Origin of the sequence: Agromyces lapidis, assembly GCF_009749405.1 — a bacterium.
In the GTDB taxonomy this organism is placed as follows: Bacteria; Actinomycetota; Actinomycetes; order Actinomycetales; family Microbacteriaceae; genus Agromyces; species Agromyces lapidis.
Genome location: NZ_WBIQ01000011.1, coordinates 1 through 22,956, shown reverse-complemented (window position 1 = coordinate 22,956; position 22,956 = coordinate 1). Strand labels below are relative to the sequence as shown.

General features: G+C 72.6%; 21 protein-coding genes. 11 read left to right on the top strand and 10 right to left on the bottom strand.

Features of this window, described 5'->3' with window-relative positions; all coding sequences use genetic code 11:
* Positions 1–145 precede the first annotated feature (145 nt).
* On the bottom strand, positions 146–1,375 hold the full coding sequence (locus GQQ93_RS17725; protein WP_212277387.1) for an RNA polymerase sigma factor: 1,230 nt from the start codon (positions 1,373–1,375) through the stop codon (positions 146–148).
* 136 nt (positions 1,376–1,511) lie between these two features.
* Positions 1,512–1,934 carry a YciI family protein gene (locus tag GQQ93_RS17720; protein ID WP_157425580.1) on the bottom strand — a complete coding sequence of 141 codons (423 nt, stop codon included), beginning with the start codon at positions 1,932–1,934 and terminating at the stop codon, positions 1,512–1,514.
* Between the two features lie 214 nt (positions 1,935–2,148).
* Between GQQ93_RS17720 and GQQ93_RS17715 the strand changes: the two genes are divergently transcribed.
* From GQQ93_RS17715 to GQQ93_RS17700, 4 genes are all read left to right on the top strand, one after another.
* Positions 2,149–2,529 carry a heavy-metal-associated domain-containing protein gene (locus tag GQQ93_RS17715; protein ID WP_157425579.1) on the top strand — a complete coding sequence of 127 codons (381 nt, stop codon included), beginning with the start codon at positions 2,149–2,151 and terminating at the stop codon, positions 2,527–2,529.
* A gap of 293 nt (positions 2,530–2,822) precedes the next feature.
* The gene (locus GQQ93_RS17710; protein ID WP_157425578.1) at positions 2,823–3,254 is read left to right on the top strand and encodes a DUF1801 domain-containing protein; all 432 of its coding nucleotides are present in this window, start codon (positions 2,823–2,825) and stop codon (positions 3,252–3,254) included.
* Positions 3,251–5,134, top strand: a complete 1,884-nt coding sequence (locus GQQ93_RS17705; protein WP_212277386.1) for a glycoside hydrolase family 15 protein — start codon at positions 3,251–3,253, stop codon at positions 5,132–5,134. Before GQQ93_RS17710 ends, GQQ93_RS17705 begins: the two co-directional genes overlap by 4 nt.
* A 69-nt stretch (positions 5,135–5,203) precedes the next feature.
* On the top strand, positions 5,204–5,791 hold the full coding sequence (locus GQQ93_RS17700; protein WP_157425577.1) for a DUF6226 family protein: 588 nt from the start codon (positions 5,204–5,206) through the stop codon (positions 5,789–5,791).
* Between the two features lie 25 nt (positions 5,792–5,816).
* On the opposite strand, the gene GQQ93_RS17695 is transcribed toward GQQ93_RS17700, so the two are convergent.
* Entirely contained in the window at positions 5,817–8,000 is a 2,184-nt protein-coding gene (locus GQQ93_RS17695; protein WP_157425585.1) for a copper-translocating P-type ATPase, read from the bottom strand.
* A gap of 299 nt (positions 8,001–8,299) precedes the next feature.
* Between GQQ93_RS17695 and GQQ93_RS17690 the strand changes: the two genes are divergently transcribed.
* The 3 genes from GQQ93_RS17690 (at position 8,300) to GQQ93_RS17680 (ending at position 11,027) form a co-directional block, all read left to right on the top strand.
* Entirely contained in the window at positions 8,300–9,298 is a 999-nt protein-coding gene (locus GQQ93_RS17690; RefSeq protein WP_157425576.1) for an NAD-dependent epimerase/dehydratase family protein, read from the top strand.
* A 150-nt stretch (positions 9,299–9,448) separates the two neighbouring features.
* Positions 9,449–10,381, top strand: a complete 933-nt coding sequence (locus GQQ93_RS17685; protein ID WP_157425575.1) for an arginase family protein — start codon at positions 9,449–9,451, stop codon at positions 10,379–10,381.
* Between the two features lie 160 nt (positions 10,382–10,541).
* Positions 10,542–11,027: a SixA phosphatase family protein gene (locus GQQ93_RS17680; RefSeq protein WP_170296236.1), complete on the top strand. Its 486-nt coding sequence runs from the start codon at positions 10,542–10,544 to the stop codon at positions 11,025–11,027.
* 12 nt (positions 11,028–11,039) lie between these two features.
* Here the strand turns inward: GQQ93_RS17680 and GQQ93_RS17675 are convergent, their stop codons facing one another.
* The 5 genes from GQQ93_RS17675 to hutH form a co-directional block, all read right to left on the bottom strand.
* A complete protein-coding gene (locus GQQ93_RS17675) occupies positions 11,040–11,606 on the bottom strand; it encodes a GNAT family N-acetyltransferase (RefSeq protein ID WP_157425573.1) in 567 nt (188 codons plus the stop codon).
* A 70-nt stretch (positions 11,607–11,676) separates the two neighbouring features.
* The gene (gene hutI, locus GQQ93_RS17670) at positions 11,677–12,900 is read right to left on the bottom strand and encodes an imidazolonepropionase (RefSeq protein WP_157425572.1); all 1,224 of its coding nucleotides are present in this window, start codon (positions 12,898–12,900) and stop codon (positions 11,677–11,679) included.
* 38 nt (positions 12,901–12,938) lie between these two features.
* A complete protein-coding gene (locus GQQ93_RS17665) occupies positions 12,939–14,675 on the bottom strand; it encodes a urocanate hydratase (protein WP_157425571.1) in 1,737 nt (578 codons plus the stop codon).
* Between the two features lie 330 nt (positions 14,676–15,005).
* Entirely contained in the window at positions 15,006–16,397 is a 1,392-nt protein-coding gene (locus GQQ93_RS17660) for a M23 family metallopeptidase (protein ID WP_157425570.1), read from the bottom strand.
* A gap of 324 nt (positions 16,398–16,721) precedes the next feature.
* Complete coding sequence (gene hutH / locus GQQ93_RS17655) at positions 16,722–18,284, bottom strand: histidine ammonia-lyase (RefSeq protein ID WP_157425569.1); 1,563 nt, start codon at positions 18,282–18,284, stop codon at positions 16,722–16,724.
* Between the two features lie 166 nt (positions 18,285–18,450).
* Between hutH and GQQ93_RS17650 the strand changes: the two genes are divergently transcribed.
* Both GQQ93_RS17650 and GQQ93_RS17645 read left to right on the top strand, forming a co-directional pair.
* Positions 18,451–19,242, top strand: coding sequence for an IclR family transcriptional regulator (locus GQQ93_RS17650; RefSeq protein ID WP_157425584.1), 792 nt, complete (start codon positions 18,451–18,453; stop codon positions 19,240–19,242).
* A gap of 331 nt (positions 19,243–19,573) precedes the next feature.
* Positions 19,574–20,002 carry a cupin domain-containing protein gene (locus tag GQQ93_RS17645; protein ID WP_157425568.1) on the top strand — a complete coding sequence of 143 codons (429 nt, stop codon included), beginning with the start codon at positions 19,574–19,576 and terminating at the stop codon, positions 20,000–20,002.
* 36 nt (positions 20,003–20,038) lie between these two features.
* On the opposite strand, the gene GQQ93_RS17640 is transcribed toward GQQ93_RS17645, so the two are convergent.
* Together GQQ93_RS17640 and GQQ93_RS17635 are read right to left on the bottom strand one after the other, a co-directional pair.
* Positions 20,039–20,632, bottom strand: a complete 594-nt coding sequence (locus tag GQQ93_RS17640; protein ID WP_157425567.1) for an antibiotic biosynthesis monooxygenase — start codon at positions 20,630–20,632, stop codon at positions 20,039–20,041.
* A 139-nt stretch (positions 20,633–20,771) separates the two neighbouring features.
* Entirely contained in the window at positions 20,772–21,332 is a 561-nt protein-coding gene (locus GQQ93_RS17635) for a helix-turn-helix domain-containing protein (protein WP_157425566.1), read from the bottom strand.
* A gap of 77 nt (positions 21,333–21,409) precedes the next feature.
* Here GQQ93_RS17635 and GQQ93_RS17630 point away from each other — a divergent pair, with 77 nt between their 5' ends.
* Together GQQ93_RS17630 and GQQ93_RS17625 are read left to right on the top strand one after the other, a co-directional pair.
* The gene (locus GQQ93_RS17630) at positions 21,410–22,126 is read left to right on the top strand and encodes an ABC transporter ATP-binding protein (protein ID WP_157425565.1); all 717 of its coding nucleotides are present in this window, start codon (positions 21,410–21,412) and stop codon (positions 22,124–22,126) included.
* Entirely contained in the window at positions 22,123–22,920 is a 798-nt protein-coding gene (locus GQQ93_RS17625) for an ABC transporter permease (RefSeq protein ID WP_157425564.1), read from the top strand. The genes GQQ93_RS17630 and GQQ93_RS17625 overlap by 4 nt, the downstream gene beginning before the upstream one ends.
* Positions 22,921–22,956 lie beyond the last annotated feature (36 nt).

The window sequence follows — 22,956 nt, the reverse complement described above, 5'->3', positions numbered from 1 at the left end:
GCCAGTTCCGCCTCAGCGATGAGGCGGAACTGGCATGGTTCGCTGGGTATTGCGTGCGGCGGGCAGCACGTGTGCGGGGGCGGCGCGCAACGGGCGTCCGCGTCGGCTGAGACGCGGCGAGCGCCCCGCCGACGCGCTGCAGCGCTCACCCGGCGAGCTTCGCAGCCTTCGCCAGGAGCGCGTCGCGCTCGCGCTCGTTGCCCGTGAGGCGGGCGGCGGTCTCGAGTTCGGCGCGTGCCTCCTCGGTGCGCCCGAGCCGTGCGAGCAACTCGCCGCGCACGGCGGGCAATGCGGGGTACCCGGCGAGCCGGCCGGCCGCCACGAGATCGTCGACGACCCGCAGCGCCGAGGCCGGCCCGGTCGCCATCGCGATCGCCGCGGCGCGGTTGAGCTCGACGACGGGCGAGGGGGCGATGCGCCCGAGCGCCTCGTACAGCACCACGATCTGCGCCCAGTCGGTCTCGTCCGCGGTCGGGGCGACCGCGTGGCATCCGGCGATGGCGGCCTGCAGGCCGTAGGCGGCCCGACCGCGGCCGATGCGATCCGCCCGGGCGAGCGCCTCCCGGCCGCGCGCGATCTGCGCACGGTCCCAGCGGGAGCGGTCCTGCTGGTCGAGCGGGATCGCGCTGCCGTCGCGGGCTGTGCGGGCCGGGAACCGGGCGGCGGTGAACTCCATCAGGGCCACGAGCGACTGCGCCTCGGGCTCCCGCGGCATCAGCCCCGCCACCATGCGGGCGAGCCGCAGGGCCTCGGCCGAGACATCCGCCCGCACCCATTCGCCGCCCGAGGCGGGCAGGTAGCCCTCGTTGAAGATCAGGTAGAGCACGTGCAGCACGGAGGCGAGCCGCTCGGGGTACTCGTTCGGCTCTGGCACCGCGAAGGGCACGTTCGCCGCGGCGAGGGTCTTCTTCGCGCGCACGATGCGCTGCTGGATCGTGGCCGTCGGCACGAGGAACGCCCGGGCGATCTCCTCGCTCGAGAGGCCGCCGACGATGCGCAGGGTGAGGGCGATCTGCGCCTCGCGCGAGAGCACGGGGTGGCACGAGACGAAGATGAGACGCAGCACGTCGTCGTCGATCGTGTCGGGGTCCCAGAAGGTGTCGGATGCCTCGCCGTCGTGCTGCTCGAGATCGCGCGCCATCGCGGCGTAGCGCTCGTCGAGCCGCTCGCGGCGCCGCCAGCCGTCGATCGCCCGGCGCTTCGCGACGGCGGTGAGCCACGCGCCGGGATTGTTCGGCACGCCTTCCTCCGGCCACTGCCGGAGCGCCTCGACGAGCGCCTCCTGCGCCAAGTCCTCGGCCTGGCCGACGTCGCCGGTGAAGCGGGCGAGCGTCGCCACGATGCGGGCCGACTCGATGCGCCAGACCGCCGCCACCGCGCGTCGGGCGCCGTCGGCACCGAGTTGCGGGGGTCGATTTCCGACATCGCCGCGGGGTGCGTCTGGAGATTCTGTCGGAATTCGACCCCCGGAGGGGTCTGGCCCGGGCGAGGGCGGCGGCGAGGCATCCAATTCAGCCGACCTTGCCCTCGAGCTCGTCGCGCCAGCCGGCCTCCTTCTGGATCCACTCGTTATCCTGCGGGAAGTCCTCGAGCTCGTTGACGCGACGCACCTCGAGCTTCGCACCCGGGCCGAGCGGGCAGCGCTTCGCCCACTCCGCCGCCTCCTCGGGGCTCTGGGCCTGGATGATCCAGAAGCCGTTGAACAGCTCCTTCGTCTCGCCGTAGGGGCCGTCGGTGACGACCGGGGGAGTCGTGTCGAAGTCGACGACGAAGCCCTCCTTCGCGTCGGCCAGACCCTCGCCGGCGAGCAGCACGCCCGCCTTGATGAGCGATTCGTTGTAGGCGCCCATCGCCGCGATGACCTCGGTGAAATCGAGCTGCTCGTAGGCCTCGACGGCCGCATCGTTCGACCGCATGATCAGCATGTACTTCACGGTGTTCTCCTCGTTCGGGATTCGTGTTCGGGTCGGGCCGAAGTGCCCGCCTCACTCATGCGTCGAACGGGCGACGGCGAGATCGACAGTGCGGCGGACATTTCTTCGCCCATGTTGTCAGGACGGCTCGACCGCGTCATCCGCCGCACCGGGCGCGCTTGCGATGGATACCCCACCGGGGTATAGTTCCAACGAACCCAGGGAAGGACGCACCATGACCATCGAGAACCCCATCGCCACCGCAGTTCCCGCCGGCGCCACCGAGCTCGCCCTCGCCGAGTCGAGCGGTGCGGATGCCTCGTGCTCGTGCTGCGCGATCCCCGACGCGTCGGCGACGACCGGTGCGGGTGAGGCCGCGGCATCCGACCTCGCCGCGCTCGTGAGCGCCGACTACGCCGTCGCGGGCATGACCTGCGGCAGCTGCGTGCGCCACGTGAGCGCCGAACTCGGGTCGCTCGAGGGCGTCGACTCGGTCGACGTCGCGCTCGTCGCGGGGGGTGTCTCGACCGTCACGGTGCGCAGCAGCGCCCCGCTCGACGACGCGGCCGTCGCCGCCGCCGTCGAGGAGGCCGGATACCAGGTCGTCGCGGGCTGAGACGGCTCGTCGCGGCGCCTCGGCGCCCCGGCGCCTGCGCGCCCTGACTCGCTCGGGGTCACCACGCAATTCAGGATGAGCGGGTCGCCGCCTTCGATTCGAGGGCCGGCGACCCGCTCATCCTGGTTTGCGCGGCCGATGAGGCGCCGCCGCGGCAGGTTGGCCGCGGCCGAACGCCATCGGGTGACGAGAGTGCTCGAACGGCAGTCGAAGGGCTACGGTCGAGGTGGGGATGCGACGCGGCCGAGCCGTCGTCGCGACCTCGCCCGTGACCGACCGATACCGGAGGGCCCATGGAACGCAGCGACCTCGACGTCGACGACTTCCTCGCCTCGGTCGAGGGTCCTCGCGGCGACGACCTGCGGGCGCTCGACCGGATCATCTCGAACGAGCTCGCCGGTCTCGAACGGGTGCTCTGGACGGGCCCCATGTGGGGCGGCACCGACCAGCGCATCGTCGGTTACGGCGGCATCTCGCAGCCGCGACCGAGGGGGGCTTCGGTCGAGTGGTTCCTCGTCGGACTCGCCGCCCAGCAGCGGCACCTGAGCCTCTACGTGAATGCCGCAGACGGCGGAGAGTACCTCGTTCGGCGGCACGCCGCCGAACTCGGCCGGGTGAAGGTCGGCTCGGCGGCGGTGACGTTCGGCTCGCTCGCCGACCTCGACGAGCCGGCCCTGCGCGCACTGCTCCGCCGGGCCCGCGAGCTCTCGCCGGAGGCCTCGTGAGCGGGGGTCGGGCGCCGCAGATGCAGGGTGCCGTCGCGAGGTCGCCGTTCCCGCCGATCGCCTCCTTCGCGTTGCTCTCCGACTGCCACACCGGCGCCCTCGTCGCACCCGACGGCGCGATCGCGTGGCTCTGCCCGCCGCGGTTCGACGCGCCGAGCGTCTTCGCCACGATCCTCGACCGGCAGGCCGGGTACTTCCGCTTCGGGCCGTTCGACGTCAACGCCCCGTCGGCCCGCGCGTACGAACCCGGCACCAACGTGCTCGTCACGACGTGGAAGACGCCGACCGGCTGGGCCGAGGTGCGCGACGCGCTCACGATCCTGCCGCGGTCCGAGCCCGACAGCACCACGCCCCACACCCGCGCGCCGACCGACGACGACGCCGCGCACTGCCTGGTGCGCACCGTGACCTGCCTCGACGGTCATGTCGAGATGGAACTCCTCTGCGAACCGGTGTTCGACTACGGCAGGATCGAGGCGGACTGGGACGCGGTCGATCTGCTCACCGCGACGGCGAGCGGCGGCGGCATCGCGCTGCGGCTGCGATCGGATCTCCCGCTGGGAGTCCAGGGCGGCCACGTGCGTGCTCGGCACACGCTCCGCGCCGGTGAGCGGGCCTTCTGCTCGCTGTCATGGGCCGACGACCTCGCCGGGCCGGCCACGTTCGACGAGGCCGAAGGCGAGCTCGACACGACCGTCGCGTACTGGCGCGACTGGCTCGCCGACGCGACGATCCCGGATCACCCGTGGCGCGAGGCGCTCGAGCGCTCGGCGCTCACGATCAAGGGCCTCACCTACATGCCAACCGGAGCGACCGTCGCAGCCCTCACCACCTCGCTGCCCGAGACGCCGGGCGGGGAGCGCAACTGGGACTACCGCTACAACTGGATCCGTGACTCGTCGTTCACGGTGCAGGCGCTGCACTACCTCGACCTCGATTGGGAGGCCGACGAGTTCGTCGAGTTCCTCGCCGGACTCGAGGCGAACGACGACGGGTCGCTGCAGATCATGTACGGCATCGACGGGCGCCGCGACCTCACCGAGACGACGCTCGACCATCTGACGGGATACCGGGGCGCACGCCCCGTGCGCATCGGCAACGGCGCGTTCGCCCAGCGGCAGAACGACCTGTACGGGGCGGTGCTCGACGCGATCCTCATGCACGCCCGCCGCAGCCAGCGGGTGCCGCGCACGCTCTGGCCGGTCATCCGATCGCAGGCCGAGTGCGCGGCGGCCGCCTGGCGCGAGCCCGACCAGGGCATCTGGGAGGCCAGGGGCGAACCGCAGCACTACGTGTCGTCGAAGATCATGTGCTGGGTCGCGCTCGACCGGGCGTCGAAGCTCGCGCAGCTCGTCGGCGCCGACGACGAGACGACCCGATGGCGCGGGGTCGCCGACGAGATCGCCGCCGACATCCTGGCCGAAGGCGTGAGCGAACGCGGCGTGCTGCGCCAGCACTACGGCACCGACGCACTGGATGCCTCGGCGCTCCTCGCGGCGATCTACGGGTTCCTCCCGCCCGACGACGAGCGGCTTCGTGCCACGGTGCTGGCGATCGCCGACGAGCTGACGGCGGACGGCTTCGTGCTCCGGTACCGCACGGAGGAGACCGACGACGGCCTGTCGGGGCGCGAGGGCACGTTCCTCATCTGCTCGTTCTGGCTCGTCTCGGCGCTGACCATCATCGGCGAGGGTGCGCGGGCGCACGCCCTCATGGAGAAGCTGCTGCGCATCGCCTCGCCGCTGGGCCTGCTCGCCGAGGAGCTCGACACCGAGACGGGGCAGCACCTCGGCAACTTTCCGCAGGCGTTCTCGCACCTCGCGCTCATCGAGGCGGCCCGGCGCATCATCATGATCGAGCGGCTGCTCGAGTTCAGCTGAGGAATCGGGTCGCACAGCGGTGGCGCCCGCTCGCGTCGCGCTGGGAGGATCCAGGTGGAGGTGCTGACGATGACCGAGCCCGACCGTGCGTTGGAAGTGCCGCGACGCGGCGCCTCGCCGGGCGTCGACGACCTCCCGCCGGAGTCGTATCGATGGGGCGACGGCGGCCCGCCGACCGAGGCGTACAGCAGGGTCGGCGACACCGAGCGCTACCGTCCGCTTCACGCCTTCGGGCTCGCGCTGGCCGACGATCTCGAGGCTGAGTTCGACGTCGAACGCGACGACGAGCCCTCGCTCGATTCATGGCTCACCGAGGGGGTCGAGGTCATGCGCGCGGTTCAGCTGCGCCCGCGTCGTGATGGCGCCGCGACCATCACGATCGGCCTCACCTCGTTTCCCGGCCTCGTCGTCGGATGCGGCGGGTTCACGAGACTGCTGTCGCCGTTCTGCGGATGCGACGCCTGCGACGAGCATCTCGCCGACGTGGTCGAGTCGCTACGCGAGCACGTCGATGCCGTCGTGACGGGCGGTTTCGCCGAGGCATCCGGTGGCTGGGCTTCGTTCCGCACCGCGCGGGCGTCGAGCGAAGGGGGCGGTTCCGGGTCGCACGGTCCGCGTCAGGAGTGGGCGGCGTGGCCGCGCCGCCTCCCCGGGTAGGGAGGCGGCGCGGCGAGCCGGCGGCTCAGCGCGAGCGCTCGAGCACCGCCCGGGTGGATGCCTCGGGTCGCAGGTCGAGGCGACGCAGCAGCTGCGCGTTCGCCGCGACGATGACCGTCGACAGGCTCATCAGGATCGCCCCGACCGACATCGGCATCACGAAGCCGATGGGCGCGAGGATGCCCGCCGCGAGGGGGACCGACACGAGGTTGTAGCCGGCCGCCCACCAGAGGTTCTGGCTCATCTTGCGGTAGCTCGCCCGCGAGAGCTCGATCACCGAGATCACCGAGCGGGGGTCGCTCGAGGCGAGGATCACGCCGGCCGAGGCGATCGCGACGTCGGTTCCGGCGCCGATCGCGATGCCGACGTCGGCCTGCGCGAGCGCCGGAGCGTCGTTGACGCCGTCGCCGACCATCGCGACGCTCAGGCCCTCGTGCTGCAGCTCCTGCACCTTCGCGGCCTTGTCTTCGGGGCGCACGCCCGCGTACACCCGGTCGATGCCGAGCTCGGCCGCGACGGTGCGCGCCACGGGTTCGGCGTCGCCGGTGATCATCACGACCTGCACGCCGAGCGCGTGCAGCGCGTCGACCGCCTCGCGCGACTCGGGCCGGACCTCGTCGGCCAGGGCGATCGCCCCGGCGACGCTGCCGTCGATGACGACGTGCAGCACGGTCGCGCCGGCTTCGGCCCAGGCGGTGGATGCCTCGAGCGGGTCGAGTCCCTCGCGAGCGAGCAGGCCGGGGCCGCCCACCTGCACGATGCGGTCGCCGACCTTCGCCCGGACGCCGATCGCCGCGGACGCCTCGAATTCGGTCGCGCCGCGAAGCGCGAGGCCGCGGTGCGCCGCATCGGCGACGATGGCCTTCGCGAGCGGGTGCTCGCTGTCGGCCTCGGCGGAGGCTGCGTCGGCCAGCACGGCGTCGAGGTCGAAACCGGGTGCCGCCGCGGCATCCGTGACCGCCGGCTCGCCCTTCGTGAGGGTGCCCGTCTTGTCGAACAGCACCGCGCCGACCGTGCGCATCGTCTCGAGGGCGAGGCGGTCGGTCACGAGCACGCCGCCGCGGGCGGCCCGCTCGGTCGCGATCGAGACGACGAGCGGAATGGCGAGGCCCAAGGCGTGGGGGCAGGCGATCACGAGCACGGTGATGGTGCGCACGACGGCGTCGTCGGGGTCGCCGAGCAGCGTCCAGGCGATGGCCGTGATGACGGCGGCGCCGAGGGCGAACCAGAAGAGCCATCCGGCTGCGCGATCGGCGAGGCGCTGTGCGCGCGAACTCGAGGCCTGCGCCTGGGCGACCAGCCGCTGGATGCCGGCGAGCGCCGTGTCGTCGCCGACGGCGCCGACCCGCACGCGGATCGCGGTGTCGGTCGCGACGGTGCCCGCGACGACCTGGTCGCCCGGGCCGCGCCCGACGGCGACCGACTCGCCCGTGATCATCGACTCGTCCATGGCGGCGGTGCCCTCGACGACCTCGCCGTCGGCCGGCACGCGACCGCCCGGGCGCACGACCACGAGGTCGCCGACCGTCAGCTCCGAGGGGGAGACGGTCTCGGTGACGGGTGCGCCGTCGGGGCCGTCGACCGCTCGCTCGGCCTCGTCGGGCAGCAGCGCGGCGAGCGCGTCGAGCGCACTCGAGGCCTGCATGATCGAACGCATCTCGATCCAGTGGCCGAGCAGCATGATCACGATGAGGAGTGCGAGCTCCCACCAGAAGTCGAGGTGGTGGCTGAGCAGCATGAGGCTCGCGCCGAGGCTCGCGAAGTACGCGACCGTGATCGCCAGGCCGATGAGCAGCATCATGCCGGGCTTGCGGGCCTTGAGTTCAGACCAGGCGCCCGTGAGGAACGGCTTGCCGCCCCAGAAGTACATGACCGTGCCGAGCACCGGCGAGATCCACGGGATGATCGGGTTGTCGGGCAGTGTGTAGCCGAGGATCGACGCGAACATCGGGCTGAACGCGATCGTCGGGATCGCGATGACGAGCATGATCCAGAACAGGCGCCGGAACTGGCCGACGTGGTCGCCGTGCCCGCCGTGCCCACCGTGGCCGCTCATGTCGTGGCCGGCGTGGGGGTCGTGGCCGCTCATGTCGTGGCCGGCGTGGGGGTCGTGGCCGCTGGTGGGTGCTGCCGTCGTATGTGCATGCGCGGTCATCGTGCGCTCGGTGTGCGCGTCGTGACCGGCGTGCTCGTGCGCCGTGTGACCCATGTGCTCGTGGCCAGTGTGCTCGTGGCCAGTGTGCTCGTGACCCGAGTGCTCGTGACCCGAGTGGTCGTGACCCGAGTGCTCGTGACCCGAGTGGTCGTGTGCGCCGGGTTGGTGCCCCGCGTGCGTCTCGTTCTTGCCGGTGCTCATCGCGCCTCCTGCGTCTCTCGCCTCAGGTTAATACCCCACTGGGGTATTCACAAGGGGAAAACTCCGACCCCCCTCACGGTATTCCGAAATGCCGCATCCGCGCTCGGCGAACACCACTCGCGCACGCGATCGTGGTCTGCTGGGATGGCCCGATGGACATCCTGATTCTCGGCGGCACCCAATGGCTCGGACGCGAACTCGCCCGGGAGGCGCTGCGGCGCGGACATGAGGTGACCTGTCTCGCGCGGGGCGAGGCGGGCGACGTCGCCCCCGGTGCGCGGCTCGTGGTCGGCGACCGCTCGCAGCCGGGCGCCTACGACGCCGTGCAGGGCCGCGACTGGGACGCGGTGATCGACGTGACCAGGCAGCCGGGCTTCGCCCGGCGCGCCGCCGAAGCGCTCGGCCCGCGTGCGCGCCACTGGACCTTCATCTCCTCGGGCAACGTCTACGCCCGCCACGATGAGCCGGGCGCCGACGAATCGGCCGATCTCCTGCCCCCGCTCGAATCCGACGAGTCGACGCCCGAGAGCTACGGCGAGGCGAAGTCGGCGATCGAGCTGGCCTACCGCGAAGCGCTCGGTGATCGGCTGCTCGTCATCCGCCCCGGACTCATCGGCGGCCCGGGCGACGCCTCGGGCCGCAGCGGGTACTGGGTCGCGCGCGCGGCCCGCAGCGATGAGCCGATGCTCGTTCCCGACATCCACGACGCCGCAGCCCAGCTCGTCGACGTGCGCGACCTCGTGACGTGGACCCTCGACGCCGTCGAGTGCCGGCTCACCGGGGCGTTCAACGCCGTCGGCGACCGGTCGACCTTCGGTGCGTTCCTCGCGCTCGCGCGCGCCGTCGGCGGGCACGACCGTGAGGTTCGACTCGCCGCACCCGAGTGGCTGATCGACCAGGGCGTCGCCGAATGGTCCGGCCCCGACTCGTTGCCGCTCTGGATCGTCGATCCGTCGTGGGCGGCCTTCCAGGATCGCTCGAACGCGGCGGCGCGCGCCGAGGGCTTCGCGCCGCGTCCCGTCGTCGAGACCCTGTCCGACCTGCTCGCGTGGGAGCGCGAGCAGGGCCTCGAGCGCCCGCGCGGTGCCGGGCTCGGTGCGGAGCGCGAGCGCGAGCTCGTCGCCGCGCTCGCCGTCGCCGATGGCGTCTGAGCCGGGCTTCTGCAGGAAAATAGGCGCCATGGTGGTCTGAGAGGGCGTCTCACGTCAATTCTCCTGCAGAAGCCGCGGGGTCTGGCATCGCAGACAGTATGCGAGCGGGATGCCGGGGCCGAATGCGGTCCGGCTCGCTAGCGTTGGGGCATGGCCGACGTCGCACTCTCGCATGATCCCCTCTGGCCCCGAGCGGGCGGCTGGCCTGCGCCCGAGACGCTCGGCTCCGAGGCATCCGCCGCGCTCGCCCTGCTCGGCGTGCCCGCCTGGCGCACCTCGCTCTCGCCGACCGAAGCGCACACGACGCCTGCGGCAATTCGGCAGGCGTTGCGGCGGTACAGCCCGGCGCTCGTGCCCGATCGTGCCGGCCGGGCCGACGCGATCGACCTCGGCGAGCATCTCGTCGTCGACGCGGGCGACATCGTCGAGCCCGACGGCCCCGAGGGCGAGGCCCGCACACGTGCGCGGGTCGCAGAGCTGCTCGAGCGCGCCGAGACCGTCATGGCACTCGGCGGCGACAACTCGCTCACGGTCGCGACGGCGCTCGGCGCCTACGGCGACCGGCTCGCGACCGCGGGACTCGTCACGATCGACGCCCACTACGACCTGCGCGACGGCGTCTCGAACGGCTCGCCCGTGCGCCGTCTCGTCGAGGCCGGTCTCGACCCCCGCCGCATCGTGCAGATCGGCATCGCCGACTTCGCCAACTCGGCCGAGTACGCCCGCCGCGCCGCCCGGCTCGGCATCACCGTGATCCACCGCGACGAGCTGCACGGCCGTCGCCCCGCCGAGGTCATGGCCGAGGCGCTCGAGATCGCGGGAGGCGCCGGCGGCCCCGTGCACCTCGACATCGACGTCGACGCGTGCGACCGCGCGGTCGTGCCGGGATGCCCCGCCTCGATGCCCGGCGGGCTCGCCGCGTGGGAGCTCCGCGCCCTCGTCCGAGCCGCCGGGGGCGACGCCCGGGTCGTGAGTGCCGACCTCGCCGAGGTCGACGCGAGCGCCGATGCCCCCGACGGGCGCACGGTGCGGCTCGCTGCGCTCTGCGTGCTCGAGTTCCTGGCGGGAGTCGCCGCGCGCTGAGGAGCCTGCTTCGCGCTGCTCGCTCACTCCGGGGGTCGTTCTCCGACAGAATCGGATGCCTCGAGGCATCCAGCCGTCGGAAAACGACCCCAGGAACGAGATGGGTGAGCCAGCTGCACGGGGACTGGCGGGTCGCGAGCGGGAGTGCCACGCTGGGCCCATGAAGACGCTCTACCTCGTGCGCCACGCGAAGTCGGACTGGGGCGATCCGCTGCTCGACGATCACGACCGCCCGCTCAACGACCGCGGCCTGCGCGACGCTCCGGCGATGGGCCGTCGACTCGCCGAACGGGGGGTTCGGCCCGATCGCATCGTGACGAGCACGGCCGTGCGGGCACGCAGCACCGCGCGGCTCCTGGCGCGCACCCTCGGCATCGGCGACGATCACGTCGTTGAAGAGCGGAAGCTCTACGCGGCCTCGGATCGGAGCATCCTCGCCGTCGCCGCCGGCCTCGACGACGCGCTCGACGTCGCCATGCTCGTGGGCCACAATCCCGGCATGAGCGACGCCGTCGGCGAGCTCACCGGCGAGTGGGTCGAGCTGCCGACCTGCGCCGTCGTCGAGTGCCGCGTCGGCGTCGACGCGTGGGCCGAGCTCGTCGAGGGCACGGGCGAGCTCGTCGGGGTCGACACCCCGAAGGGCTGACGCGACGCCGAGTCAGCTCTCGAGCGGATGCCAGGGCCTCGGGTCGGAGCGGACCAGCCCGAAGAGGTCGACGTCGTGGTTCGTCCCGCCGTTGAAGAATGCGCCGCGCAGCCGCCCCTCGTAGGCGAATCCGCATTTCTCGGCGACCCGCCTGCTCGCCGCGTTCTCGGGCACGATCACGAGTTGGATGCGGTGCTGCTTCTTGGAGGCGAAGAGGTAGTCGACGAGCAGTTGCACCGCTTCGGTCGTGTACCCGTGGCCCGCGTGGGCGTCGCCGTAGAGCTGGTACGAGAGCTCGAATGCGTCCCAGTAGTTCACGGGCGTGAAGAACTCGATGTGGCCGACGATCCGCCCGCCCCGATCGTGGATGAGCAGCGTGCCCTCTTCGCGTTCCCAGAACCCGTTCTTCGCGAACCGCGCGCGCAGCACCGATTCGGAGACGACGCCGAGCGGGAAGTACGCACCCCGCGTACGGATGTCGACATGCGCGGCGCAGAACGCGTCGAGCTCGCCTTCGCGCACCGGTGCGAGGGTGACCAGCGCGCCGCTCAGCATGTCGCAGGCTCCGGATGCCGCCATCCGCTCATGCCCGCAGCGTACACCTCGGCGGGGCGGCGACGCAGGCCGCGCGGCGCGCGGCCGGGCGCGGCTACGCCCGTGCCACGCCGCCCACGATGACGCGGCGAACGAGCGGCACCCCGGGGCGGTAGGCCAGGTGCAGGTGGCTCGGGGCGTCGAGCTCGACGAGGTCGGCGCGCAGGCCCGGGCGGATCGCGCCGACGTCACCGCGCCGCATTGCCAGCGCCCCGCCCGCCGTCGACGCCCACAGCGCCTCGGCCGGGGTCATGCCCATGTCGCGCACGGCCACCGCGATGCAGAACGGCATCGAACTCGTGAAGCTCGACCCCGGGTTGCAGTCGCTCGCGAGCGCCACGGTGACGCCCGCGTCGATCAGTCGGCGCGCGTCGGGGTAGGGCTGGCGGGTCGAGAACTCGACGCCCGGCAGGAGCGTCGCGACGGTGTCGGATGAGGCGAGCGCCGCGACATCCGCCTCGCTCAGGAAGGTGCAGTGGTCGACCGAGGCGGCGCCGAGCTCGACCGCGAGGCGCACGCCCTCGCCCTCGCCGAGCTGGTTGCCGTGCACGCGCACGCCGAGACCTGCAGCGGCGCCGGCCTCGAGCACCCGGCGCGACTGCTCGGCGGTGAACGCGCCGCGCTCGCAGAAGGCGTCGACCCAGCGCGAGTACGGCGCGCAGGCGGCGAGCATCTCGCCGATCACCACGTCGACGTAGGCGTCGCCCGCCGCGGCCTGGTCGCGGTCGAAGCGGGGATCCTCGCGGAACTCGAACGGCACGACGTGCGCGCCGAGGAAGGTGACCTCCTCGGTCACCTCGCGGGCGAGGCGCACGAGGCGCTGCTCGTCGGCGACGCTCAGGCCGTAGCCCGACTTGATCTCGAAGGTCGTCGTGCCCTGCGCGTGCAGCTCGGCGACGAACCCCGCGAGACGCGCGCGCAGCTCGTCGTCGGTGGCGGCACGCGTCGCGGCGACGGTCGAACGGATGCCGCCAGCCTCGTAGCGGTTGCCGGCCATGCGTGCGGCGAACTCCTCGGCGCGATCGCCGCCGAACACCAGGTGGGTGTGGCTGTCGACGAATCCGGGGATGACCGCACGGCCGCCGGCGTCGAGCAGCTCGACGCCGGCGTCGGCGGTCTGCGCGGGCGCGTCGGCCGCCCGGCCGACCCACGTCACGAGGCCGTCGTCGATCAGCACCGCGGCGTCGCGCACGATGCCGAGCAGGCCGCCGTCGCGGCCGGGCTGCTCGTCGTTCGTGACGAGCTCGCCGATGTTCGTGATGAGGGTGGCGCGAGGCATCCGGTTCGCCTTTCGATCGTCGGGGTGGAAGGAGTGGCTCAGCCCTCGAGCATCGGCACGTCGACGCCGCGCTCGCGCGCCACCTCGATCGCCCGCTCGTAGCCCGCGTCGACATGACGGATCACGCCCATGCCGGGGTCGTTCGTGAGCAGCGCGGTGAGCTTCGCGGCGGCGAGCTCGGTGCCGTCGGCGACCGAGACCTGGCCCGCATGGATCGAGCGGCCGATGCCGACGCCGCCGCCGTGGTGGATCGACACCCAGGTCGCGCCGGACGAGGCCGCCGTGAGCGCGTTCAGGAGCGGCCAGTCGGCGATCGCGTCGGAGCCGTCCTTCATGGCCTCGGTCTCGCGGTACGGGCTCGCGACGCTGCCCGAGTCGAGGTGGTCGCGGCCGATCACGATCGGCGCCTTGAGCTTGCCCTCGGCGACGAGCTCGTTGAACCGCAGTCCCGCCCGGTGGCGCTCGCCGTAGCCGAGCCAGCAGATGCGCGCGGGCAGACCCTCGAACTCGACGCGCTCGGCGGCGGCGTCGAGCCACTTGTGCAGGTGCGTCTTCTCGGGGAAGAGCTCCTTGATGGCCTCGTCGGTGACGCGGATGTCCTCGGGGTCGCCCGAGAGGGCGACCCAGCGGAACGGGCCGAGGCCCTCGCAGAAGAGCGGACGGATGTACGCCGGAACGAAGCCCGGGAACTCGAAGGCACGGTCGTAGCCGCCCTTGCGCGCCTCGTCGCGGATCGAGTTGCCGTAGTCGAACACCTCGGCGCCCGCGTCCTGGAACTCGACCATGGCCTGCACGTGGCGCGCCATCGACTTCTGCGCCTTCTGCGTGAAGCCCTCTGGGTCGTCCTGCGCGGCCTGCTTCCACCCGGCGACCGTGATGCCCACGGGGAGGTACGCGAGCGGGTCGTGCGCGCTCGTCTGGTCGGTGACGACGTCGACCGTCAGCTCGCCGGCGCGGTGGCGGCGCAGGAGCTCGGGGAACACCTCTGCGGCGTTGCCGACGACGCCCACCGACCAGCCGCGGCGTTCGGCCTTGGCCTGCAGCACCTTCGCGATCGCGGCGTCGAGGTCGGTCTCGACCTCGTCGAGGTAGCGCTTGCCGACGCGGCGCTGCAGGCGCGTCTCGTCGACGTCGACGACGAGGCAGGCGCCGTCGTTGAGGGTGACGGCGAGCGGCTGCGCGCCGCCCATGCCGCCGCAGCCGCCGGTCAGGGTGAGGGTTCCGGCGAGCGGACCCTCGTGCTCGCGGCCCTCGCCGACGCCGCCGTCGGCGCGGCCCTCGGCGATGAGCTTGCGGCCCACCGCGGCGAAGGTCTCGTAGGTGCCCTGCAGGATGCCCTGCGAGCCGATGTAGATCCACGAGCCGGCCGTCATCTGGCCGTACATCATGAGCCCCTCGGCCTCGAGCTTGCGGAACTCGGGCCACGTCGCCCAGTCGCCGACGAGGTTCGAGTTGGCGATGAGCACGCGCGGCGCCCACACGTTCGTGCGGAACACGCCGACCGGCTTGCCCGACTGCACGAGCAGGGTCTCGTCGGCCTCGAGGCGCTCGAGCGTCTTCGTGATCGCGTCGAACGACTCCCAGTTGCGGGCGGCCTTGCCGGTGCCGCCGTAGACGACGAGGTCTTCGGGGTGCTCGGCGACCTCGGGGTCGAGGTTGTTCATGAGCATGCGCAGCGGCGCCTCGGTCTGCCAGCTCTTCGCGGTGAGCTCGGTGCCGCGGGCCGCGCGAACGGTGCGCGGGCCGGCGGGGACTGCGGTGGGTGCGTCGGTCATGCTTCGATGCTCGCGCACGCGCTCGTCGGCGACAACGGATGCCGCGTGGTGGCCGTCTGGGATCCCAGAACTCGAGTTCGTGGTCATGCGTCGTCGTGGTTGCGAAGGCGAGTCGTCTCGCCGCGCTTCCCGCGTCGTGCGTGGTACGGGATCGATTTCGAGCTGTGCCAGTTCCGCCTCATCGTGAGGCGGAACTGGCACAGCTCGAACAGGAACGCTCTCGAGTTGGCGCTGTCGCGTGCGGCATCGATCTTCAGCGGCAGGAATCGCGCGATCGGGCTCGGCCCCAGGGTGGCGGCACCGGGTTCGACGAAGCCCGACTCGGCCGCCTCAGCCGAGCTTGATGCCGCGCGCGGCCATGAACGGAATGGCGTCGATCGCCGAGCCGTCGATGCGCACCTCGTAGTGCAGGTGGCAGCCGGTCGAGGCGCCCGTCGAGCCGACCGCACCGATGAGTTCGCCGGCCGAGACCTTCTGGCCGGGGGCGACCAGGATGCCGCCGTCGATGAGGTGCGCGTATCCGGTCGAGACGCCCGAACCGTGGTCGATGAGGATCCAGTTGCCGTACGACCCGTTCGCGCGGGCCTCGACGACGGTGCCGCCGGTCGCGGCGAACACCGGGGTGCGGCAGCCCGCGGCGAGGTCGGTGCCGCGGTGGAAGTCGTTGACCTCGGGCAGCGGCTTGTTGGGCCGCGGTCCGAAGCCGTCGGTGAGGTCGCCGTTCTCGACGGGCGTCGACCAACCCTGGTCGCTCAGCTGCCCGGAGTCCTGCGGAAGCGTGTCGAGGAAGGCGACGCTGGTCGACGCGACGCGCGTCTTCAGCCCGGACAGGGCCGAGCGGGCCTTGCTCACCGCGCGCTCGGCGTCGGCGACCCGCTCTTCGGCGGCGTCGACGTCGATCTCGTCGACCGCCGCCCAGGCCTCTTCGGCACGGGCCTCGGCCGCATCGGCCTCGGCGTCGCGCTTCGCGGTGATCTCGAGCAGCTGCTCGGCATCGCCGGCGATGTCCGAGATCCGCGCCACGCCGCCGAGCCCGGCGAGCAGGTCGCGGCCGGAGCCGAATGCGGCGCCCATGGAGTTGAGGGAGGCGTTGCCGCCCTTCGAGGCGGCGAGGTAGCCCGCCGCCGCCACCTCGGCGTCATGGCGGGCGTCGTCGGCGAGCGACTGCATGCGCTCCGCGATGCCGCGGGCGACCTCGCGCGTCGACCTCACGGCCTCGAGCTCGGCCTCCGCGTCGCGCAGCGCGGCGACCGCGCGGTCGAGTCGCGCCCGTGCCTGCAGCAGCGGGCCGACGTTCGAGTCGGTCGACGTCGAGATGCGGGCGAACGGACCGTCTCCGACGAGCACCACCGGAGCGCGGGGAGCCGCGGTCGGTTGCGGAGCGGGCGGTGGGGTTCCCGGCGCCGGGGTCGGAGTGGGCGTCGGCGTCGGGGTGGGCGTCGGGGTCGGGGTGGGCGTCGGGGTGGGCGTTGGAGTCGGAGTCGGGGTGGGCGTCGGAGTCGGCGTGGGCGTGGGCTCGGGCGTCGGAGTCGGCTCGGGCGTCGGCGTGGGCTCCTCCGTCGGCGTCGGCTCCTCGCTCGGCGCCGGCTCCTCCGAGGGCGTCTCTTCGGCGGCCGCGGGGTCGGTCGGCGCCGGTTCGGTGGTCGTCGACTCGCTCGTCGCCGTGTCGGTCGCTTCGACCGGAGCCGTCTCTTCGGCCACGGCGGGCGGAACCACGCTCATGCCGATCAGCACCGCGATCGCGGCGGCCGCGACCGCAGTTCCACTCGGCCGGGCGCGTCGCGCTCGGAAGGGTTCTCTCGCGGTGAGTCTGAAGCGGTGCGGCATCTGATTCCGTTCGGGTTGCCGGGCTTTCGGGCCGACGTACCTCAGTCTTGCATCCGCGTGTGCGAGGCACAACATCCCGATCAGTCGCGATCGTGCCCTCTTCGGGGGAGCCGACGGGGGTCGACGGCGACTCCGGACGACGACGATCGAGGGGCGGCCCGCTGCGCGAGCCGCCCCTCGATTCCGCGGAGATCGCAGCCGAGACCGGTCGGCGGAGGCTCAGTCGAGCGTGCCGAGGTGCGCCGCCGCACGTGCGGCGACCTCGCCCGACAGCACGGCGGCCGTAATCGCCTCGATCTCGGGCGAGAGGTGGCGGTCTGGGCCCGGGCCGGCGCCGAGCGACTCGGTGAGCGCGACGACCGCGCCGGTCGGGACTCCGGGTTCGAGCGGGGCGCGGAGCGCGAGACCGCGGGCGGCCGTCATGACCTCGATCGCGAGCACGCGCGCGAGGCCGTCGATCGAGCGGCGGAGCTTCCGGGCGGCGGCCCATCCCATCGACACGTGGTCCTCCTGCATGGCCGAGGAGGGGATCGAGTCGACCGAGGCAGGCACGGCGAGGCGCTTCATCTCCGAGACGATGCCCGCGGCGGTGTACTGGGCGATCATGAGGCCCGAGTCGACGCCGACCTCGTGCGCGAGGAATGGCGGCAGGCCCTGGTTGCGCGCCCGGTCGAGGAACCGGTCGGTGCGCCGCTCGCTCATCGAGGCGACGTCGGTCGCAGCGATCGCGAGGAAGTCGAGCACGTACGCGACCGGCGCCCCGTGGAAGTTGCCGTTCGACTCGACCCGGCCGTCCTTCGTGAGCACGGGGTTGTCGATCGCGCTCGCGAGCTCGGCCTCGGCGACCGAGATCGCGTGGGCCAGGGTGTCGCGCGCGGCGCCGTGCACCTGGGGGGAGCAGCGCAGCGAGTAGGCGTCCTGCACCCGGCCGTCCTCGGGGCCCTTGTGCGAGTGCACGATGGGCGATTCGGCGAGGAGGCGCCGCAGGTTCGATGCCGAGCGGGCCTGCCCGCGCTGCGGCCGCAGCTCGTGGAGGTCTGCGGCGAAGACCGCGTCGGTGCCCATCAGGCCCTCGACGCTCATCGCGGCCGAGATGTCGGCGGTCGTGAGCAGCAGGCGCAGGTCGTCGATCGCGAGGGCGAGCATGCCGAGCATGCCGTCGGTGCCGTTGATGAGGGCGAGGCCCTCCTTCTCGCCGAGGTGGAGCGGCGCGATGCCGGCCGCAGAGAGCGCCGACGAGGCATCCATGAACTCGCCCGTGGCGTCGCGCACCTCGCCCTCGCCCATCGCCGCGAGCGCGCAGTGGGCGAGCGGGGCGAGGTCGCCCGAGCAGCCGAGTGAGCCGTATTCGCGCACGACGGGCGTGATGCCCGCGTTGAGGATCGCGGCGTACGTCTCGGCGGTCTCGCGGCGCACGCCGGTGCGGCCGGTCATCAGGGTCGAGAGGCGCAGCAGCATGAGGGCGCGCACGACCTCGCGCTCGACCTCGGCGCCCGAGCCGGCGGCGTGCGAGCGCACGAGGCTCGCCTGCAGCTGGGCACGGCGGTCGTCGGCGATGAAGGTCGTGGCGAGGGCGCCGAACCCGGTCGAGATGCCGTAGTGCGGGTGCGGGTCGGCGGCGAGGGCGTCGATGATCGCCCGGCTCGCGGACACCGCCTCGAGGGCGGCTCCGTCGAGCACGACGGATGCCCCATGGCGGGCCACCGCGACGACGTCGTCGATGCTCAGGCCGGCGATGCCGACGGTGACGGCAGTGGGGGTCGAGGTCGCGTTGCTGCTCATGTCTGACATTCCACCGCGCGGATGCCTCCCGCGGGGGTGATTCGACGCGCCAACCGTCTGGGATGCCAGATCGGCGTACAGTGGTGCCACCGAATCCCGATCGAGATGGCAGCAGATGTCGCAACCGAGGCCGCAGGGCGACCGCACGCGCCGACTCGATGCGCCCATGACCGGCGAGGCTGCGCAGCGGTCGAAGGTGCCCGCTGCCGATCAGACGCTCGCGATCCTCGCGCATCTCGCCGCGCAGCGCGGCCCCGTGCCCGCCGCGACCATCGCGCAGGCGCTCGAACTGCCGCGGTCGACCGTCTACCACCTGCTCGCCGTCATGCAGGAGCGCGGCTTCGTCGTGCACCTGCCCGAGGACCGGCGCTACGGCCTCGGCATCTCGGCGTTCGAGCTCTCGAGCGGATTCAGCCGCCAGCAGCCGTTGGCACGCCTCGGCGGACCGCTCGTCGCGGGCCTCGTCGACCGCATCGGCGAGAGCGGCCATCTCGCCGTGCTGCACGGACGCGACGTGCTCTACCTCGTCGAGGAACGCGCGCCCCGCCGTCCTTCGCTCGTGACCGACGTCGGCGTACGGCTTCCGGCCCACCTCACGGCGACGGGACGCGCGATGCTCGCCGCGCTGCCGCCCGCCCAGCTGCGCGCGCTCTACCCCGACCGCGCCGCGTTCGCGTGGCGCGGCGACCCCGAGGCATCCGGAAAGTGGCGGTACTCGCTGCTGAAGCAGGTGCTGCACGGGGTGCGCGAGGCCGGCTGGGCCGGCGAAGACGGCGAGGTCACCGAAGGGCTCGCCTCGGTCGGCGTCGCGGTGCTCGACCACGTGGGGTGGCCGGCCGCCGCGATCGCGATCACCTACCGGGCCGACTCGGATGCCTCGGCGCGCGCCGACGAGATCGCCGCCGCCGTGCGCGCCGCGGCGGGCGAGCTGTCGCGTCGCATCGGTGCCGCCCGCTGAGCCGGGGCCGTCCCGTCCGGTCCCGTCGCGCCCCGCTCCGTCTCGTCCAGTCCTGTCTCGTCTCGTCTCGCCTCATCCACCCAGTCGCCAGAAAGTGCTGGAAACGGTGCAGGGAAGAGCGGGTTTTGGCGATTGGCCGCGGGGCGCGCGGTGCCCGCCCTGCCGAGTCGCCGAAAAGTGCTGGAAGCGGTGCGGGGAAGAGCGGTTTTCGGCGATTGGCGGCGGGGCGCGCGGTGCCCGCCCCGCCGAATCGCCGAACGTGTCCGGATGTCGACGGGGAAGGGCGGTTCTCTGCGGGTCGTGGGCTCGCAACGGCCGATAGCGTGGCGGCATGACGGCTTACGAGGTTCTCGAGATCGGCGCGCTCGACGAGTGGCGCGCGCACCACGGCGGTTTCCGCCCCGACAGCTCGCGCGACGGTCGGCGGGTCGTCGACCACGATCTCGCCATGCAGTACATCGGCCTCACCGCGAACGCGCTCGAACCGGGTGAGGAGGCGGGCTACTGGCACACCCACTCGCGCATCGAGGAGCTCTACGTGTTCCTCTCGGGGCGCGGGCAGATGGGGCTCGACGACGAGGTGGTCGAGGTCGGCCCCGGCTCCGTCGTGCGGGTCGGCCAGGATGTCGCGCGCACATGGCGCTGCGCGCCCGACGGCACCGAGCAGCTGCGCTGGCTCTGCATCAGGGCGGGCGGCGCCGAACTGCCGCACCTGCCCGACGACGGGGCGCGCCTGCCCGAGCGGCCGATGCCCTGGTAGACGCCGAAGTCCCGCGGAGAGGCTCGGCGGGTCGCCCTACGGGCGCGGGGTGAGCCAGCGGTGCAGCATGCGGGTCACCCACGGCAGCACCCAGTAGGTCATGATCGGCGTGAGGATGAGCGTCGTCACGAGCGCCCGCAGCCAGATCGGCAGCTCGCCGAAGCCCGGCACGGGTGACACGAGGTACGAGAACGCGAGGTTCACGGGGAAGAAGCCGAGCCAGATGGTGACGGCCTGCTTCCAGCGCGGCGGCGCGGGCGGCGGGGATGCCTCGGCGAGGGGCGCGCCCGTGGCATCCGCCGCAGGAATCGACCCGGTGGCCGGATCGTCGAACCAGCCCTCGATGCCGGTGCGCCGCTTGCTGCGCTCGGAGCGCACGAAGCCCTCGCCCATCGACAGCCACCACGTGCGCTCGCCCGACCGCTCCCAGGCCTCGAGGGCCTCTTCGCTCGCGAAGCGGTAGAGCATGTGCCAGACCTGCGACGACTCGCCCGCGCGCACCCAGCCCGAGCCGAGGAAGCCCGGGTACTTGTTCGCGAGATTGACGCCCGTCTGCACCCACGCGGTCGCCTCGGCGATGTGCGCGGGGTCGACCTCGCGGCGGATCGAGACGGTGATGGGTTCGGACATGCGCGGTGATCCTCGGGGTTCCGGGTGCTTATGGCAGGGAAACGGGCGGGGGAGGCGCTGCGGGGTGGCGCGCGCCGACTGTCGAGTGTACTTCGAGGATGTTTCGCGTTCGTGACGCCGCGAGCGGTGCGGCTCGGGCTCATCGGCCGGTGGGCTGATCGGCCGGATCGGGCATGAGCACGGTCGAGAGCATGACCGTGCGGCGGTCGGTCGTCGCGTCCGACTCGTCGGGCGGGGCCAGGTAGGGCGCGAGCAGCTCGCCGAGGCCGGCCTGGATGCGGGCGAGGTCGTCGACACCGACGTGCAGGCGCACCTGTCCGAAGCCGAGGAACTCGCGGAAGCCGGAGCCGGCTGAGGCGCGATCGAAGTCCTCGCCGAGGTGGGCGAGGAAGGTGAGGAACGACTGCTGCAGTTCGCGGTCGCCCATCTGTCTGAGCTCGTCGTGGTCGACATGGGCCATGCGCTCGCCGAGGGCGAAGGTGCGTTCCACGGCGCCTCGGATGCGCCGCTCGTCGACGACGGCGATGATCTCGGCGTCGACGAGGGCGGCGACGTGGCGGTAGAGCGTCGCCTGCGCGACGTCGGGCAGCGCGTTCCGCAGGTCGGAGGTCGTGACCCGGCGGCCGTCGCCGAGCTGCTGGATGATCCGCAGCCGGACGGGGTGCATCACGACGTCGGCGATCGGCGAGACCTTGCGCACGGGGTGCCCTTCCCATTATTCTCACGATGAGAACATTCTCAATACCTGAACGAAGTATCCCACCGAAGGGTGTCCCCATGAACTCCACCGCGATCGAGGTCGCCGGGCTGTCGAAGCGCTTCGGCGACGTCGCGGCCGTGCGCGACGCGAGCTTCCGCGCCGAACCCGGGCGCGTCACCGGGTTCCTCGGCCCGAACGGCGCAGGCAAGTCGACGACGCTCGCCATGCTGCTCGGGCTGACCCGGTCCGATGCGGGAACCGCGCGAATCGGCGGCGCCCCCTACCGGGAGCTCTCCGACCCGAGCGGCACGGTGGGGGCGGTGCTCGACGCCGCCGGCGCGCACCCCGCCATGACCGGCCGCGGCCACCTGCGGGCGTACGCCGCGCTCGGCGGCCACCCGCTCGCCCGGGTCGACGAGGTCGCCGCGACGACGGGCATCGGCGAGTATCTGGATCGCCGCATCCGCGGGTACTCGACCGGCATGCGACGGCGCCTCGCGCTCGCGACGGCACTGCTCGGCGATCCGTCGGTGCTCGTGCTCGACGAGCCCTCGAACGGTCTCGACCCCGCGGGCATCGTGTGGCTGCGCGAGTTCCTCCGCGACTTCGCGGCCCGCGGCGGCACCGTGCTGCTCTCGAGCCACGTCCTCACCGAACTCCAGCACGGGATCGACGACCTCGTGCTCATCGACCGGGGTCGCGTCGCCTGGTCGGGCCCGCTCGCCGACTTCACCGACTCCGCCTCGAGCCTCGAGGCGGCCTTCCTCGCCCGAACCATGGAGGTGCACCCGTGATCGCGCTCGTCCGAGGCGAACTCGCCAAACTGCTCGCGACCCGACTGCCGCTCGCCGCCCTGCTCACGGCGCTCGGCTGCGGCTTCGGCTTCACCGCGCTGCTCGCGCTCGTCGGCCCCGGAAACTCGACCCCGCCGCTGCCGGGCATCGAGAGCGCCGAGGGCGTCGGCCTCGTCGTCGGCATGGGCGGACTGCTGCTGTTCGTGCCCGCGCTCATCGGCACGGTCGCCGTGACCGGCGAGTACCGCCACCGCACGATCGGCACGACGTTCCTGACGGTTCCGCGGCGAGGCCGGGTGCTCGTCGCGAAGCTGCTCGTGTTCGGCGGGCTCGGACTCGCCTACGGTGCCGTCGCCGCCATCGGAACGGCGACGGCCCTCGTCACGGCGGCCGCGCTGCGCGGGGTCGAACTCGGCGTGCCCGCGGGCGCGCTCGCCGTGATGCTCGCGCAGCTCGCACTCGCCGCCGCGGTCTACTCGGTGCTCGGTGTCGCGATCGGCGCGCTCGCCCGCAACCAGCTGCTCGCGGTCGGCATCGTGCTCGGCTACTTCTACTTCCTCGAGCACGTGCTGCTGCTGATCCCGGGCGTCAACGTCATCCATCCGTTCCTCCCCGGCGGCGCGACGGCGGCCCTGACCGACTTCACGTTCCTCAGCGAGGCCATCGGCGAGCAGATCCCGATCTCGATGCCCATCGCGACCTCGCCCGCGGTCGGCGCCCTCGTGCTGCTCGGCTACGCCGCGATCGCCGCGGTGGTCGCGGTCGCCGTGCCGCTGCGCCGCGACGTGCGATAGCGCGCGGGCCGGCCCGCGCGGCCCGCGCCCGCCGCG

Excerpts from the sequence above, each read along its gene's own strand:
- GQQ93_RS17715 (WP_157425579.1), top strand. The coding sequence starts at position 2,149 with ATGACCATCGAGAACCCCATCGCCACCGCAGTTCCCGCCGGCGCCACC.
- GQQ93_RS17710 (WP_157425578.1), top strand. The coding sequence starts at position 2,823 with ATGGAACGCAGCGACCTCGACGTCGACGACTTCCTCGCCTCGGTCGAG.
- GQQ93_RS17700 (WP_157425577.1), top strand. The coding sequence starts at position 5,204 with ATGACCGAGCCCGACCGTGCGTTGGAAGTGCCGCGACGCGGCGCCTCG.
- GQQ93_RS17695 (WP_157425585.1), bottom strand. The coding sequence starts at position 8,000 with ATGGGTCACACGGCGCACGAGCACGCCGGTCACGACGCGCACACCGAG.
- GQQ93_RS17690 (WP_157425576.1), top strand. The coding sequence starts at position 8,300 with ATGGACATCCTGATTCTCGGCGGCACCCAATGGCTCGGACGCGAACTC.
- GQQ93_RS17685 (WP_157425575.1), top strand. The coding sequence starts at position 9,449 with ATGGCCGACGTCGCACTCTCGCATGATCCCCTCTGGCCCCGAGCGGGC.
- GQQ93_RS17680 (WP_170296236.1), top strand. The coding sequence starts at position 10,542 with ATGAAGACGCTCTACCTCGTGCGCCACGCGAAGTCGGACTGGGGCGAT.
- GQQ93_RS17675 (WP_157425573.1), bottom strand. The coding sequence starts at position 11,606 with ATGGCGGCATCCGGAGCCTGCGACATGCTGAGCGGCGCGCTGGTCACC.
- hutI (WP_157425572.1), bottom strand. The coding sequence starts at position 12,900 with ATGCCTCGCGCCACCCTCATCACGAACATCGGCGAGCTCGTCACGAAC.
- GQQ93_RS17665 (WP_157425571.1), bottom strand. The coding sequence starts at position 14,675 with ATGACCGACGCACCCACCGCAGTCCCCGCCGGCCCGCGCACCGTTCGC.
- GQQ93_RS17660 (WP_157425570.1), bottom strand. The coding sequence starts at position 16,397 with ATGAGCGTGGTTCCGCCCGCCGTGGCCGAAGAGACGGCTCCGGTCGAA.
- hutH (WP_157425569.1), bottom strand. The coding sequence starts at position 18,284 with ATGAGCAGCAACGCGACCTCGACCCCCACTGCCGTCACCGTCGGCATC.
- GQQ93_RS17650 (WP_157425584.1), top strand. The coding sequence starts at position 18,451 with ATGACCGGCGAGGCTGCGCAGCGGTCGAAGGTGCCCGCTGCCGATCAG.
- GQQ93_RS17645 (WP_157425568.1), top strand. The coding sequence starts at position 19,574 with ATGACGGCTTACGAGGTTCTCGAGATCGGCGCGCTCGACGAGTGGCGC.
- GQQ93_RS17640 (WP_157425567.1), bottom strand. The coding sequence starts at position 20,632 with ATGTCCGAACCCATCACCGTCTCGATCCGCCGCGAGGTCGACCCCGCG.
- GQQ93_RS17630 (WP_157425565.1), top strand. The coding sequence starts at position 21,410 with ATGAACTCCACCGCGATCGAGGTCGCCGGGCTGTCGAAGCGCTTCGGC.